Source organism: Anaerotruncus massiliensis (ex Togo et al. 2026) (assembly GCF_900199635.1).
GTDB lineage: Bacteria > Bacillota > Clostridia > Oscillospirales > Ruminococcaceae > Anaerotruncus > Anaerotruncus massiliensis.
Genome location: NZ_LT962687.1, coordinates 777775 through 791800, shown reverse-complemented (window position 1 = coordinate 791800; position 14026 = coordinate 777775). Strand labels below are relative to the sequence as shown.

Annotated in this window: 13 protein-coding genes and 2 tRNA genes; 7 read left to right on the top strand and 8 right to left on the bottom strand. The window is 66.3% G+C overall.

Features of this window, described 5'->3' with window-relative positions; genetic code table 11:
- Window positions 1-41: 41 nt before the first annotated feature.
- Both C1A13_RS04340 and C1A13_RS04335 read right to left on the bottom strand, forming a co-directional pair.
- Window positions 42-118, bottom strand: a tRNA-Arg gene (locus C1A13_RS04340).
- A gap of 30 nt (window positions 119-148) precedes the next feature.
- Window positions 149-222: transfer RNA gene (locus tag C1A13_RS04335), tRNA-Gly, on the bottom strand.
- Between the two features lie 267 nt (window positions 223-489).
- On the opposite strand from C1A13_RS04335, the gene rpe reads away from it, so the two are divergent.
- Window positions 490-1152, top strand: coding sequence for a ribulose-phosphate 3-epimerase (gene rpe / locus C1A13_RS04330; protein WP_101549451.1), 663 nt, complete (start codon window positions 490-492; stop codon window positions 1150-1152).
- A 4-nt stretch (window positions 1153-1156) separates the two neighbouring features.
- On the opposite strand, the gene C1A13_RS04325 is transcribed toward rpe, so the two are convergent.
- A complete protein-coding gene (locus C1A13_RS04325) occupies window positions 1157-1729 on the bottom strand; it encodes an adaptor protein MecA (protein ID WP_101549449.1) in 573 nt (190 codons plus the stop codon).
- A gap of 62 nt (window positions 1730-1791) precedes the next feature.
- Between C1A13_RS04325 and C1A13_RS04320 the strand changes: the two genes are divergently transcribed.
- The 6 genes from C1A13_RS04320 to C1A13_RS04295 are packed head-to-tail and all read left to right on the top strand — an operon-like array spanning window position 1792 to window position 8532.
- Complete coding sequence (locus C1A13_RS04320) at window positions 1792-4401, top strand: 4Fe-4S dicluster domain-containing protein (protein ID WP_101549446.1); 2610 nt, start codon at window positions 1792-1794, stop codon at window positions 4399-4401.
- Complete coding sequence (locus tag C1A13_RS04315) at window positions 4398-5408, top strand: RnfABCDGE type electron transport complex subunit D (protein ID WP_101549444.1); 1011 nt, start codon at window positions 4398-4400, stop codon at window positions 5406-5408. The genes C1A13_RS04320 and C1A13_RS04315 overlap by 4 nt, the downstream gene beginning before the upstream one ends.
- Complete coding sequence (locus C1A13_RS04310) at window positions 5359-6009, top strand: Rnf-Nqr domain containing protein (RefSeq protein ID WP_101549442.1); 651 nt, start codon at window positions 5359-5361, stop codon at window positions 6007-6009. The genes C1A13_RS04315 and C1A13_RS04310 overlap by 50 nt, the downstream gene beginning before the upstream one ends.
- A gap of 31 nt (window positions 6010-6040) precedes the next feature.
- Entirely contained in the window at window positions 6041-6649 is a 609-nt protein-coding gene (locus C1A13_RS04305) for an Rnf-Nqr domain containing protein (protein ID WP_101549440.1), read from the top strand.
- 45 nt (window positions 6650-6694) lie between these two features.
- On the top strand, window positions 6695-7945 hold the full coding sequence (locus tag C1A13_RS04300; RefSeq protein ID WP_101549438.1) for a putative glycoside hydrolase: 1251 nt from the start codon (window positions 6695-6697) through the stop codon (window positions 7943-7945).
- Window positions 7946-7962: 17 nt separating this feature from the next.
- Window positions 7963-8532, top strand: coding sequence for a hypothetical protein (locus C1A13_RS04295; RefSeq protein ID WP_101549436.1), 570 nt, complete (start codon window positions 7963-7965; stop codon window positions 8530-8532).
- A 288-nt stretch (window positions 8533-8820) separates the two neighbouring features.
- Here the strand turns inward: C1A13_RS04295 and C1A13_RS04290 are convergent, their stop codons facing one another.
- From C1A13_RS04290 to dnaG, 5 genes are all read right to left on the bottom strand, one after another.
- A complete protein-coding gene (locus C1A13_RS04290; protein WP_101549433.1) occupies window positions 8821-9384 on the bottom strand; it encodes a sugar O-acetyltransferase in 564 nt (187 codons plus the stop codon).
- The gene (locus C1A13_RS04285) at window positions 9381-9707 is read right to left on the bottom strand and encodes an ATP synthase subunit I (protein WP_101549431.1); all 327 of its coding nucleotides are present in this window, start codon (window positions 9705-9707) and stop codon (window positions 9381-9383) included. Before C1A13_RS04285 ends, C1A13_RS04290 begins: the two co-directional genes overlap by 4 nt.
- On the bottom strand, window positions 9704-10099 hold the full coding sequence (locus tag C1A13_RS04280; protein WP_101549430.1) for an RrF2 family transcriptional regulator: 396 nt from the start codon (window positions 10097-10099) through the stop codon (window positions 9704-9706). Before C1A13_RS04280 ends, C1A13_RS04285 begins: the two co-directional genes overlap by 4 nt.
- A gap of 1052 nt (window positions 10100-11151) precedes the next feature.
- Entirely contained in the window at window positions 11152-12237 is a 1086-nt protein-coding gene (gene rpoD, locus C1A13_RS04275) for an RNA polymerase sigma factor RpoD (protein WP_101549428.1), read from the bottom strand.
- 19 nt (window positions 12238-12256) lie between these two features.
- On the bottom strand, window positions 12257-14023 hold the full coding sequence (gene dnaG / locus C1A13_RS04270) for a DNA primase (protein WP_172439161.1): 1767 nt from the start codon (window positions 14021-14023) through the stop codon (window positions 12257-12259).
- Window positions 14024-14026 lie beyond the last annotated feature (3 nt).

Here is a 14026-nt window from a genome sequence, read left to right as displayed (position 1 = left end):
AGAACGCTTCGCGTTCAAGGAGGCCTGGCGCAAAGTGAAAATGGCGCGCCAGGAGGGACTCGAACCCCCAACCTACTGCTTAGAAGGCAGTTGCTCTATCCGGATGAGCTACTGGCGCACAATCGGCCGCCCTCAGGCGCGGGGGTTATGGAGCGGGTGATGGGAATCGAACCCACGTTTTCAGCTTGGAAGGCTGACATTCTACCATTGAACTACACCCGCAGGCTTTAAGCGACGCATTTAATTTTAGCAAATTTACCATCCCTTGTCAATAGATTTCCGTGCCCGCGCGCGCCTTTATTTCCCGGCCGCGCGGGCGGCCCCCTCCCGCCCCGAGATGGCCAAATGGTGAACGCCCTGTGAATTCTGCGACCGTTGACCCTATTTTCTTGCAATCCACGGCACATTACGATATAATATTCGTGCACATTCAAGGCCAAAAGTGCCTTTTGCCCCGCATTTGCGGGAGATCACTTTACGGAGGCAGCCATGTTCAAAATTTCCCCATCCATCCTCGCCTGTGATTTTGCCAACCTCGAGGCCGAGGTGTCCGCCATGCAGCGCGCCGGCGTCGAAATGGTCCACGTCGACGTGATGGACGGTCATTTTGTCCCCAACATCTCCATCGGCCTGCCGGTGGTCGCCTCCCTGCGCAAAAAGACCGCCCTGCCGCTCGACGTGCACCTGATGATCAGCGACCCGCTCACCTATGCGCCGCAGTTCTGCGACATGGGCGCGGATATCGTCACCTTCCACGTCGAAAGCGAAAGCGATCCGCAGGCCGTCATCGACGCCATCAGGGCGAAGGGAAAAAAATGCGGCATGACCATCAAGCCCCGGACCCCCGCCGAAGCCCTCTTCCCCTATCTTTCCCAGCTCGACATGGTGCTGGTGATGACGGTGGAGCCCGGGTTCGGCGGACAGAAGTTCATGGCGGACATGTGCCCCAAGATCGAGGCCGTCCGCCGCGAGTGCGGCCGGCTGGGCGTCCCGATGGACATTGAGGTGGACGGCGGCATCGACGAACGCACCGTCCCCGCCGTCGTGCGCGCGGGCGCGAACGTCTTTGTGGCGGGCAGCGCCCTCTTCGGGAAGCCCGACTACGCCGCCGCGGTCGCGGGGCTGCGCGCCGCCGCCGAGGGCGCGCTCTGACCCCTCAGCCGAAATAGGCGCAGATCAGGTCGACCGCCTTGTCGTCCAGCACCTGTTCGGCGTGCTCTCCGAGCCACGCCTCGGCCAGCTCCCCCTCCCCGCAGCGCGGCGCGAATTCGTCGAGCAGCGAGAGGGTCACCCCGCCCGCCTCGTCGAGCGGATGCACCACCAGCCGCCAGCCCCTCCCCATGCGGTAGAGGGCGCTGCGCAGGATCCGGTGGGAGCAGCGCCGGAACAGTTTGACCGACCCTTCGATCAGGGCGTCGACGTCGTCAAAGGCGTAGACGACGGGCGCGGCGACATGACGCCGCACCTTCCACCGCTGGGGGCGGCGCCGGCCCAGCCCCGAAAAACAGATTTCGCAGCCGCCCTCCCCCGCGGGGGCCACCTCCACAAGGATGCGGCCGCCCGCCTCGAACTCCACCGCGCCACGCGCCGTCTCCAGCAGCGTCAGCAGCAGCGAGCGGGTGCGCAGGTCGCGGTAGTCGAGCGCGTCGTAGCTGAGGCCAAGCTCCTCGAGCTCCTCGCGCGTGAGCGCCACCCGCAGGCGGCGCGGGCCGAGCTGTTGATACTCCATCGCACATTCCCCCCCGCACTATCTTATGTTCTTCGCAATTTTTTGATTATCGGAGGTTGCTTATGGCGGGTTTTTTCTATAAAGGCATCCTGCTTCAGCAGCATAAAGAGCCCGCGCTCTCACGGGACCTGCGTGAGTTCGTCAATGCCGACACCATCGGCGTGACGATGGACCGCCCGCCCGTCGGGGACGCGGATTCCCTCACGCCGGCGGAGATCGCTTCGCTCGCGCGCGACGCGCATATCGTCGACGAGCGGGACGGCCAGCCGCTCGCGGACAAGCTGGCCGCCTGCCAGCAAACGCCTCCCCGCCTGCTGATCGCCGACGCGGTCGACGACGAGCCCTACCTCTCCAGCCAGCTCGGCCCCCTGCTCAAGAACCCCGCGCACAGCGCCCTCGGCCTGCGCCTCGCGCAGCGCGCGGCAGGCGCCGCGGAGGCGCAGTTCGCCGTCTATAAAAATCTGACCGACCTCGACATCCGCATCCCGCGGAAGATCGAGGGCTTTTCCGTCCGCCGCATCCGCGGACGCTATCCGGCCGAATACCAGGCGTCGCAGGCCTTCGAGGCCGACGACGACGTCCTGCTCATCGGCGTGGGCGCGCTCATCCAGCTCGCGCGCGCCGTCCTCTTCAACCGCCCGCAGACCACCACCTTCGTCACCGTCGCGGGCGACTGCATCGGCAACCCCACCAACCTTGAGGTCTCCCTCGGCATGACCGTCGCGCAGGTGCTCGAACGCTGCGGGCTCATCGAGGACCCCGCGCGCGTCGTCGTGGGCGGTTCGATGACCGGCATCTCGGTCATCGACACCGAGAACACCCTCGTCACCCCCTCCACCCGCGCCGTCCTCGCCTTCCGCCAGGACTTCAAAAGCCTCGGGTTCGGCTGCATCGGCTGCTCCCGCTGCGTCCACGTCTGTCCCAAGGGGCTCAACCCCTTCTTTATCTACCGCGCCGTCCAGGAAAAGCGGTACGCCGCCTTCCGCACCCTCGACGCGCAGATGTGCATCGGCTGCGGGACCTGCAGCTACATGTGCCCCGCCAAGCTCGACCTGTCCGAGACGGTCCAGAAGGCCGCGCGCAGCTTTAAGCCGATGGCCGGTTCGATCCGGACGAACGCCGCCCTGCTCGCCAAGAAGGACGCCGCCGACTATGAGAGCTACCTGGCCGATTACGCGCTCCACCGCGCGCAAATCGACCACCGCAGGGCGCTTGCCGCCGCGCGCCGCGCCGACGAAAAGCGCCGGGGCGAAGCCGCGGCCGCGCACGCCGCCGCGGACAGGGAGGCGGACCGCGCCCTTGCGCAGGCGCTCGCGGACCACCGTGCCGCCGACGCGCAGGCCGACCGCGCCCTCGCGCAGGCGCTCGAAGCGAATCAGGCGGCCCAGCGCGCCGCCGACGAGGCGCTTGCGCAGGCGCTGCGCCGGAAGCAGGAGGCCGGGCAGGCCGCCGACGGCGCGTTCGCGCAGGCCGAGCGGCAGAGGCAGGCCGCCGAACAGGCCGCCGACAAGTCGGTCTCCGACGCGGCTGCCGCCGCGGAGGCCGCAGACCGGGCCGCCGAGCGCGCGGACGCCGCCGCGCTCAAGCGGATGCAGGCGGAGGAGAAGGCGGCGGACAAGGCGTTCTCCGACGCGCTCAAGGCGCAGCAGAGCGCCGAAAAGGACGCGGCGAAGGCGCTGGCGAAGGCCGAGCGCAATTCCGCGCTTTCCGACGACGACAGGCAGGCGTTCAAAAGGACGCTGGACGAACTCCAGGCGGGCGCGGAGCGGGTCCGCGCCGAGGCGCAGGCCGCCTGCGGCGAGGCAAAGGCCGCCGCGAAGGTCAGCTACGAATCCGAACTCGAAAAGGGCGTGCGTTCCCGCGCCGCCGCCAAGGAGGCGGCCGCCGCCGCACGGCAGGCCGCGGAAGCGGCCAAGCTCGCCGCGCGGGAGACCTGCGAGGCGGCGCGCCGGACCTGTGAGGCGGACAAGGCCGCCGCGCTGACAGCCTATGAGTCGGCGCAGGAGGCCTGCGAGGCGGACAAGGCCGCCGCGCTGAAGGTCTACGAGGCGGCGCAGGAAGCGGACGCACAGGCGCGCGCAAGGGCGCTGGAGGTCTACGAGGCCGCCCAGCGGGAGTACGAGCGGGCCAGGCAGTCCGCGAAGGACGCTTATGAGGCGCGCCTCGAGGAGGCGCGCCAAACGGACGAACGGGCGCGCGCCGACATCGAGGCCGCGCTCGACCGGGCGAAGGAAAACGCCCGCGCCGCGGCGGACGCCGCGCGGCAGGCGCAGGCCGCCTTTGAGGGGCGGCCGGTCACGGTGGTGCTCGGCGGGAACGACATTCCCGGGGAGCCCGCGCCGGAGCCCGGCGCCGGGCCTATAACCGCCGAAGCCGTTTCCGGCGCGCCTGTCGCAGCCGAGGCCGTTATCGCCGAGCCCGCCGTTGCCGGCGGCGGGTCCGCGGGCATCCCGGAGGAGGCCGCGCGGACGGTGTCCCCCACCGACGCGCCCGGCGCTCCCCTCGAGGAGGTGGAGCTGCTCCCGCCCGAAGCGGTCGCGGAGGAGAGCGCGCCGGCAAAGGAGGCCGGGGAGCCGGCCGCCGCGCTGGCGGCCGCGGGCGCGCAGAAGCCGGACCCGATGCGCGGCTGGCGCAAAAATGATTCCACCGAAAAAGGGGGGGACGACCGTTGAAACTGAATCGCAGGGCGGCCCCCCACATCCGCTTTCCCGAAAGCAACCGGACGCTCATGTCCGATATGATCATCCTGCTGCTCGTGCTGTGCGTGCTGGCGTTCCTCTACTACGGCGGGCGCGCGCTGATCGTCTGCGCCGTGTCGGTCGTCACGGCGGTCGTCTGCGACGCGCTGTGCACCCTCATCCGCGGCAGGCGCCCCAACCCGCGCGACCTCTCCCCCGTGGTTACGGGGCTCATCATCGCGCTGACGATGCCCGCGACGATCCCCTACTACGTGGTCGCGTCCGCCGCCGTCTTCGCCATCGCGATCGTCAAGCACCCCTTCGGCGGCACCGGGCAGAACCTCTTCAACCCCGGGGCGGCGGGCTTCTCCTTCGCGGCGATCTGCTGGCCGGGGCTCGTGTTCATGTATCCCATGCCCTTCGACCGCATCCCCGCCTTCGGTGAGGTGACCGCGCAGCTCTACCAGAACCCCGCCTTCGTGCTCAAGGTCGGCGGCGTTCCCACCAACAACCTCACCGAGCTGCTCTTCGGCAACTACCCCGGCCCGATGGGCGCGACCAACATCCTCGTCATTCTCGCCTGCCTGGTCTATCTCATCTTCCGGCGGACGGTGCGCTGGCAGCTCCCGCTGCCCTTCCTCGCGGCCTGCGCCGCGGTGACGCTCCTCTTCCCGCGCGCTGGGACCGGATTGCAGGCGGTCTTTTACGAACTCATGTCCGGGACGCTGCTCTTCGGCGCGGTCTTCGTCCTCACCGACCCCGTCACCAGCCCCAAACGGGACTCCTCGATGGCGGTGTACGGCGTCTTCGCGGGCGTGGTCGCCATGCTCTTCCGCTATTTCGGCGGGTACGAGGAAAGTATGCCCTTCGCGGTGCTCATTGCGAACGCGTTCGTCCCGCTGATCGACCGCTACAACGAATCGCTGCACCGCGCCATAAGGAGGAAACACCTTGAAGCTAGAAAAGCTAAAACGCGCCCGCAGGCGCGGACGCTGGTTTGACGGCATCTTCGGCAGGAATCCCGTGCTCTGCTGCGGGCTGGCGCTCCCCTTCGCGGTGATGGTCACCACCAGCCTGCGCAGCAGCGTCTCGATCTCCATTCTGCTCGCCTGTTCGCTCATCCCCACCGTGCTGCTCGCCTCGCTGGTCGGCAGGTTTTTGCCGAGGTGGTTTTCGCCCGTGGTCTACACCCTCTTCGCAATGGTGGTGGTCGTCGCGTGCGTGCCGCTCATCCTGCCCATCTCCCCCGAGGTCGCCGACTCGCTGGGCATCTATGTGCCCATCCTCTCGGTCAACACCATCCTGCTGACCCTCTGCGCCCGCTATGAGCGCCCGGCCGACCGGCCCGTCATGGCGCTCGTCGACGCGGCCGCCTACAGCCTCGGCTTCGCGCTGGCCATGTGCCTCATCGCCTTCTTCCGCGAGCTGCTCGGGGCGGGCTCCCTGTGGGGCGTGCCGGTCCCCCTCCCCTTCAAGGCCGAGGGTGTCCAGATCGCGTTCGCGGGCTTTATCGCCGTTGCGCTGCTCAGCGCGCTCGTGCGGTTTTTGCGGCGCGCGGCGCTCGTCTTTTCCTACCGGCGGCACAATCCCAAACCGGAATAACCGGCCCGCCGGTTTTCTATGGAGGTAACCCATGAACGTCCTGTCTGAGTTTTTGATCATCGCCCTCTCCGCGGCCGTGCTGCAAAACGCGGTCTTTACCCGCGGGCTCGGGTCGAGCAGGGACACGCTGATGATGGGGGCTCCCCGCCGCATCTTTGCGTTCGGCGCGGCGCTCACCTTTATCACCGTCGTTTCCGCCGCGCTCGCGTGGCCGCTCAACCGGCTGCTGCGCGAGCAGCAGCTCTCCACCCGGCTCGGCATCCGCTATCTGACGTCGATCTCCACGCTCGCGTGCGTCTGCGCCGTCTTTACGCTGCTCTATCTCGTCACCCGCGCGTGGTTCCCGCGCATCCACTATCCGCTGCGCCGGGACGCCGCGAACGCGGCTTTCAGCTGCGCCGTGCTCGGCACCATCCTCATCGCCTTTTCGGGCGGCTACGGCTTTGTCAAAACCGTCGGCTTCGCGTTCGGCTCGGGGATCGGCTACACCGCTGCCCTGCTGCTCGTGCGGGAGGGACGCCGCCGCATCGCCCTGTCCGACGTGCCCCGCGCCTTCCGCGGGCTGCCCATCATGCTGCTCTATATCGGAATCCTCTCCCTGGCGATCTATGGGCTGATCGGCCACCAGCTCCCGACCTGACGGGCCTCCCCCCAAAGGCGCCTATCCTGAAACGGTGGTGATACGATGGCAAAGAATTACAAGATCAAACGGTACAACCGCATCTACCGCGGCAAGCGCTCGACGGGCTCGCTCGTCCTGCGGGGGGCGCTGGTCGCCGCCGCCGTCTTTATCGTGGCGTTCGTGGGCTATAACGCCTACGGCCCCATCCGCGATTACTTCTCGGGCGCGCTCGCGGCCGCTTCACACAACGCGCCGAGCGAGGCCGAGCCCGCGCCCCCGCCCGCCGAAACGTCCGAGCCGGAGCCCGAACCGGAGCCGCCCGTCCCCGCCGACGTGCGCGCGCTCTACCTGACGAACGCGCAGATCCGGGATCCCGCCCTGCTTGACCAACTGCTCGACGAGCTCACCCGCACCGAGATCAACGCGGTGCTCTTCGACCTCAAGGACCAGCAGGGCAACATCCTCTACCGGTCCGACCTCGACCTTGTGGCGCAGACGGGCGCGCAGTCGGAAAATGCCTATGACCTCGGGGCCCTCTGCCAAAAGCTCAAGGAAAAGAACCTCATCCCCATCGGGCGGCTCAACGCCTTCCGGGATCCCATCGCGCCCTCCCGGATCCCCGACGCGGGCATCAAGTACATGAACACGGAGATCCTCTGGCTCGACAACGCCGCCGACCAGGGCGGCATGCCATGGCTCAATCCCTACTCCGACCTGGCCCGCGCCTATATCATCGACATCGCCACCGAGAGCGTGTCGCTCGGGGTGGGACGGATCCTGCTCGACAACGTCAGCTTCCCCACCGGCTACGGGCAGGAGTACGCCTCCTACGGCCCGACCGCGGAGGGTGTGACCCGGTCGGACGCGCTCTCCGTCTTCCTCGACCAGATCGACCAGCAGGTGCAGGCCAAGGGCGGCGATGTGAGCGTCTACATCTCCGGACTCGCCGCACTCGGCGCCAACAATACCTACTACGGCTCCAATCCCCTCGCGATCGCCAATGACAACGTGACCATCGGCGTGATGCCCGCTCAGTTCGGCGACGGCTTCACCCTCGAGAGCTTTTCCCTCGAGGCGCCCGTGCTCGACCCGCGCGGCACCGTCGACAGCCTGCTCAAATTCATCGCCCCCGACGTCGCGGGCAAAAACGTCACCGTGCTCGTGCAGGCGTATCCCGCCTCCTACACGATCGAGAATAATAAGATGTATACGGTCGATGATATTAACGCCCAGATCGGCGCCGCCTCCCAAAACGGCGTCATCAGCTACATCATCTACAGCCCCGACGGCAGTTACCCGCAGCCCGACGTCTGATTACAGGAGGTTTTTACATGGCCTTTAAAGTCCGCCTCTTTCCCGGCGAGCCCGACTACGAGACGCTCCATGTCGCCAAGCTCACCACCTTCCCGCTCGAAAAGCGGGATTACAAGCCCTATTCCCAGGCGCGCGTCTGCTTTTCTCACGGCGGGCTCTCCCTCCAGCTGCTCGCGTTTGAGGCGGAGCCGCTCCCGCAGAGCGAATTGCGGGCGGTCTTCCGCTTTACCGGGGACGAGCCCCCCCTTACCCTCCTGATCCGCGCCGACCGGAGCATGCGGATTCTGCGCGGCGCGGAGGACGTCACCGCCGTCCTCGTCGCGGCGGAGGCCGCTTCGCTCCACATGTTTACCGGCGAGGACCTCCAGGGGGTGTTCTGGGGCGGAAACCTCTTCCTCTCCGCCGCCGTCATGAAGACCTACTACCCGCGCTTCTCCCCTGTTAAGGGCACGGCCTTTACCGGCAACCTCTACAAGCTCTGCGAGGGGCCCGAAAAGCCCCACTCCGGGTGCTTCTACCCGGCCGACTTCGCAAAGCCCCTCGACGCCCCCGAAAACCTTGGGGAGTTCGTCGTCATCGACTATTGACCGCCGCATCTCCAGACGCGCGGGACCATAAACAAAAAACAACGGCCGCCCGGCAAGGGCGGCCGCTTTCCTTTGCTTTCATATCGCGCAGACGGCTGTGGGCAGCGCCCCGCCCGCGCCAGACGCTTTGAGGGTTTCCAAAGGGAACTCTCCGCATGAACAAGGCCGCCCGGCTGGGCCGGCCTTTAGCGCTCCTCACGGGACGCGCGGACAGCTGCGGGCAGCGCCCCGCCTGCGCCAGACGCTTTGAGGGTTTCCAAAGGGAACTTTCTCGAAAGTTCCCTTTGGTCACAGGCTCTCCACGATCTTCCGGATGACGCGGCAGGGATTTCCGGCGGCCAGCACGCCCGCGGGGATATCCCGCGTCACGACGCTGCCCGAACCGATCACCGTGTTGTCGCCGATCGTCACGCCGGGGTTGATTACCGTATGCCCGCCGATCCAGACATGGTTGCCGATGCGCACCGGTTTTCCATATTCCAGCCCGGTGGCGCGCGCGGTCGGATCGAGCGGATGGGTGGCGGTGTAGATATCGACGTTGGGACCGATCTCCACATAGTCGCCGATGATGACCTGCGCGCTGTCCAGCACGGTCAGGCCGAAGTTGGCGTAAAACCGCTCGCCCACCGAGGTGTTGACGCCGTAATCAAACCACACGGGCGGCTCCATGTAGGCGCGCTCCTTGTGCGCACCGAGCATCCGCATGCGCAGGCGGTCGTGCCCCGCTTCGTCCTCGGGCGGCAAATTGTTGTAGGCCTGGCAGATCTGCCGCATCATCAGACGCAGCCGCACCAGCTCGGGATCCCCGGGATCGTACGGTTCTCCGGCGAGCATCTTCTCACGTTCTGTCATTTTGGTCCATCTTCCTTTCGCGCGCCGCCGGAGGGCGGCGCGTCTGTTTTCTGTCCGCGGGGCAGCGCCGCGAGCAGGGCCAGCAGCAGCTTCTGCGCGATCAGCGGCAGCAGCGCTCCCACTGCGTCGAGCTGCGGTAAAAACAGCGCCAGCGCGATCAGCGCGATCGTAAAAAACCAGCGCGCCGCAAACCCCAGCATGACAAGGGTCCCGGCGCGTTTGGGAGCTTTCGCCGCCTTTTTCGCGGCATAGCGCAGCAGCAGCGCGTCCGCCGCCGCCCAGACACACCCGGCGGCCAGCCCCGCGGCAAACGGCGCGGTCATTCGCCGAAATGGATGGCGTAGAGGCGGTCGCGCACCAGCTTCGCGATCTCGGCGTAGGCGCGGTTGAAGCGGCATTCCCCCTCCTCGACGCGGGTGCACTGGAACTCCCCGTCGCCGCCGACGCACCGGCTGATCGTAATCGGGCCCTCCACCGTCTCGATGACTTCTCCAAGCGGGATCTCCTGCGGCGCGCGGGCGAGCTCGTAGCCGCCCTGCGTGCCCTTATAGGACCGGACGATCCCCTGCGCGACCAGCTTGCGCAGGATTTTGAGGGAAAAGCGCAGGGTCACGCCCGTCGCGGCGGAGAGCGCCTTGGCATCCATCCGGCTCCCGTTCTTCGCCAGACAGTTGACAATCCGCACCGCGTAGTCGGCTTCGAGGGTGATATACATGAAATCCGCTCCTTTGTTCGCGCTTTTCCAAAAGGAATAAACTATACTAATTAAGTGTATAACATTCGGCGCGTTTTGTCAAGGGCGGGGTTCCCGGATTTGCCGCTCAAGGAGCGGCGGAGATTGTCGGCTGGCGGCCGGCGGCCGCTTTGGATTTGCCGCTCAGTGAGCGGCGGAGGTTGTCGGTGGCCGGTCGACGGCGGTTTTAGATTTGCCGCTCATCGAGCGGCGCAGTATGTCGGTAGTCGACCGACAGCGAGTTCCTTTCTTGCTTGCCCAAGAAAGGAACCAAAGAAGGGCACGAGGGGCTGCGCCCCTGCGACCCCCGCGCCGCCTCCGGTTGGCCTTCGGCCAAAGTCGGCGGCGCCCCGTCCATGGATGAGCGGACGGGTGTACGGCATCCCATCCGCCGCCGCGCCGCGGGCGCAATGCCTCTGCCCGAGAGTCTCCGGAGCAGTACCGAAAGTGCATTCGGGGAGACACGGCCGCTTTTGCGTGGCGCGCAGCGCCCACGGGGAGGCGGAAAACTGCGCGGCTTTGCCGCGCACGCGCGCAGAGCGCGCGAACACCCGGAACGGGCGTTGTTTTCCGCCGCGGGTTTTGGCGAGCCTTCCGACAGCCGTTGTTGGACGCAGCGGCACCAGCCTTCTACCCGCGGCTGGCTGGACGCGAGCGGCGGGGGGATTCTCAAGGGGGGCGAGCTTTGCGCCCCCATCTTCTTCAAGTGAGCCCCCCTTGAGCGCCCTTCTTCCGCCGACTTCTTGGGCGCGCAAGAAGTCGGCCCGCCCGCCGGGGCGGGTCCCGGCAATCCCCGCCGCCGAAGGCGGCACATCTGGAGCGCCCCGGAGGGGCACGAAAAAAGCCTCGCCGGGCGAATCGCGGCAAACCCAAAACCATCCCCGGGACGGGCCCGGAAGCTCAAAGAAGCGGCCGCCCGGAAGGGCGGCCGCTTCTTCTCCCTCACGGGACGCGCCCGCGGCAAAACGCCGCGCGACGCCTGAACCAAAGGTTTTGAAAGGATTCTAAAGGAAACCTTTTTCAAAAGGGTTCCTTTAGTCGAGGAAGTCCTTCAGCTTTTTGCTGCGGGAGGGATGGCGGAGCTTGCGCAGGGCCTTGGCCTCGATCTGGCGGATGCGTTCGCGCGTGACGTTGAACTCCTTGCCGACCTCCTCGAGGGTACGGCTGCGGCCGTCCTCGAGGCCGAAGCGCAGGCGCAGCACCTTTTCCTCCCGCGGGGTGAGGGTCTGGAGCACCTCGGAGAGCTGCTCCTTGAGCAGGACGTGGGAGGCGGCGTCCGCCGGGGCGGGCGCGTCGTCGTCGGGGATGAAGTCACCGAGGTGGCTGTCCTCCTCCTCGCCGATCGGCGTTTCGAGCGACACCGGCTCCTGCGCCACCCGCATAATCTCGCGCACCTTGTCGACCGGCATGTCAAGCTCGGCCGCGATCTCGTCGGCAGTCGGCTCGTGGCCGTTCTTGTGCAGCAGCTGGGAGGAGACCTTCTTCACCTTGTTGATCGTCTCGACCATGTGCACCGGGATGCGGATGGTGCGCGCCTGATCGGCGATCGCGCGGGTGATCGCCTGGCGGATCCACCAGGTCGCATAGGTGGAGAATTTGAAGCCCTTGGTGTGGTCAAATTTTTCGACCGCCTTGATGAGGCCGAGGTTGCCCTCCTGGATGAGATCCAAAAACTGCATCCCGCGGCCGACATACCGCTTTGCGATGCTGACGACGAGGCGCAGGTTCGCCTCCGAGAGGCGCTTGCGCGCCTCGACGTCCCCCTGCCCCATGCGCACCGCGAGGTCGATCTCCTCGTCGGCGGAGAGGAGCGGCACCCGCCCGATCTCCTTGAGGTAGACCTTGACCGGGTCGTCGATGCTGATGCCCTCGGCGGCCAGCGCCACGTCGAGGTCTGCGCCCTTGCCGAGGTCCTTGAAGTCCTCCTCGACCGGCGTGACCATGTCCTCGATGATTTCAATATTGTTCTGTTCCAGCAGGTCGTACATCTTGTCGACCTGTTCGACGTCGTAATCCAGTTCCTCGAGCGCGTCGCTGATTTCCTTGGTGGTCAGCTTGCCCTTCGCCTTGCCGCTCTCCAGAAGTTCCTTCAAAACGGCTTTCTTTTCCTGTACACCCATTGCTGTATGTCCCCCTAAATCAGTTTGACTTCTTCTTGGACGCTAACGAGGCTATGTACGCCTTCAGGTCGTCATCCGTCATTGCCGCGACCTCGTCCTGCGACTTGATATTTTTATGGCTGAGGATGGTGTCGATATAACTGTCGACATCCTCCACGCCGAACATCATGCCCGATACGGCGTTGACCAGCTCGGACGCAACGCCCATCTGGTCGACCGTAAGCTGCGCCGACAGCAGGCTGAGCTCCACCGACTGCCCCGCCGCCAGCCGCTCGAAGATCACCTTTGCCAGCTCCCGGTTGCGGTCGGTGACAAAGTCTTCCAGCGTAATCCGGGACGCGGCATGCGCGTAATAATCCGGATTCTTCATGAGGATGCCGAGCAGCTTGTCCTCCGCCAGCGCGAACTTGATGTTGCGCGCCCGCTGGAAATCCTGCCGCTGGCTGGGCGCCTTGACCTCGCTGTAGACCTTGAGCTCGGAGGCGTCCCGCTTGCGGCGCTTGGACGCGCGCTTCTGCTCGAACTTGAGCTGCGTCTCGACCGCCTCCTTGGCCACCTCCAGCTCGGAGGCCACCTTGGAGAGGTAGACGTCCCGCTCGACCGCGTTGGGAATCCCCGCCATCAGCGCGACGAACTCCCGCAGAAAGGCGACCTTGCCGTCGGCGGTGTCGCAGTCGTATTTCTGCCTGAGCTTGGCGATCTCGAACTCGGTGGCGTTCGACGCGCCTTCAAGCAGCAGCGAAAACCGCTCGGCGCCGAATTTCTTGATGTATTCGTCGGGGTCCTTCGCCCCCGTGATGGAGAGCACCTTGATCTTCACGCCGACCTCCCCGAGCAGGCCGACCGCCCGCCGGGTCGCGGCCTGTCCCGCGCCGTCCGAGTCGTAGGAAAGGGTGACGCCCTGGGCATACTGCGCGATCAGCCGCGACTGCTCGGAGGTGAGCGCGGTGCCCAGCGTCGCGACGGCGTTGTCGAACCCCGCCTGGTGCATCGCGATCACGTCCATATATCCCTCGCAGAGGATGAGCCCTTCCCGCTTGGAGGCCTTTGCAAAGTTGAGCGCGAAGAGGTTGCGGCTCTTTTTAAAGACGGGCGTGTCGGACGAGTTGAGGTATTTGGGTCCCTTCGCGTCCCCCATGACCCGCCCGCCGAAGCCGACGACATTGCCCCGCAGGTCGATGATCGGGAAGATCGCCCGGTTGCGGAAGCTGTCGTAGAGGCCGCCGCTCTTCCCCCGGGCCGCCACGGCGGCGGAAACCATCTCGTCGTCGGTAAAGCCCCTGGAGCGCAGGTATTTGCAGGCGGTATCCCAGCTGTCGGGCGCGTAGCCGAGGCCGAACCGGATGATCGTCTGGTTGGTGAGCCCCCGCCCGTGCAGGTAGTCGAGCCCCGGCTTGCCCTGCGGGCCCCGCAGGCAGCTGTGGTAGAACCGCGCGAGGGTGCGGTTGAGTTCCAGCACGCGGGCCTTGAGGCGCGCCATGCCGTCGTCCCGCGTGTCCTCCGGCATCGCCATGCCCGCGCGCTGGGCCAGAAAGCGCACCGCCTCCACATACTCGAGGTTTTCGATGCGGCGGATGAAGGTGATCACATCGCCCCCCGCGCCGCAGCCGAAGCAGTAGAAGCTCTGGTTGTCGGGGTAGACGGTGAAGGAGGGGGTCTTTTCCGAGTGGAAGGGGCAGAGCCCGGTGGCCACCCGCCCCCGCCGCTTGAGGTGCACATAGGAGGAGACGACCTGTTCGATGTCGCTGTAGCTTTTGAGTTCCTGCAGGAAAAGTTCTGAAATCATCGG

Coding starts and splice junctions, on each gene's coding strand:
- rpoD (WP_101549428.1), bottom strand. CDS start 12,237: ATGGGTGTACAGGAAAAGAAAGCCGTTTTGAAGGAACTTCTGGAGAGC.
- C1A13_RS04300 (WP_101549438.1), top strand. CDS start 6,695: ATGGCAAAGAATTACAAGATCAAACGGTACAACCGCATCTACCGCGGC.
- dnaG (WP_172439161.1), bottom strand. CDS start 14,023: ATGATTTCAGAACTTTTCCTGCAGGAACTCAAAAGCTACAGCGACATC.
- C1A13_RS04325 (WP_101549449.1), bottom strand. CDS start 1,729: ATGGAGTATCAACAGCTCGGCCCGCGCCGCCTGCGGGTGGCGCTCACG.
- C1A13_RS04320 (WP_101549446.1), top strand. CDS start 1,792: ATGGCGGGTTTTTTCTATAAAGGCATCCTGCTTCAGCAGCATAAAGAG.
- C1A13_RS04285 (WP_101549431.1), bottom strand. CDS start 9,707: ATGACCGCGCCGTTTGCCGCGGGGCTGGCCGCCGGGTGTGTCTGGGCG.
- C1A13_RS04280 (WP_101549430.1), bottom strand. CDS start 10,099: ATGTATATCACCCTCGAAGCCGACTACGCGGTGCGGATTGTCAACTGT.
- C1A13_RS04305 (WP_101549440.1), top strand. CDS start 6,041: ATGAACGTCCTGTCTGAGTTTTTGATCATCGCCCTCTCCGCGGCCGTG.
- C1A13_RS04295 (WP_101549436.1), top strand. CDS start 7,963: ATGGCCTTTAAAGTCCGCCTCTTTCCCGGCGAGCCCGACTACGAGACG.
- rpe (WP_101549451.1), top strand. CDS start 490: ATGTTCAAAATTTCCCCATCCATCCTCGCCTGTGATTTTGCCAACCTC.
- C1A13_RS04290 (WP_101549433.1), bottom strand. CDS start 9,384: ATGACAGAACGTGAGAAGATGCTCGCCGGAGAACCGTACGATCCCGGG.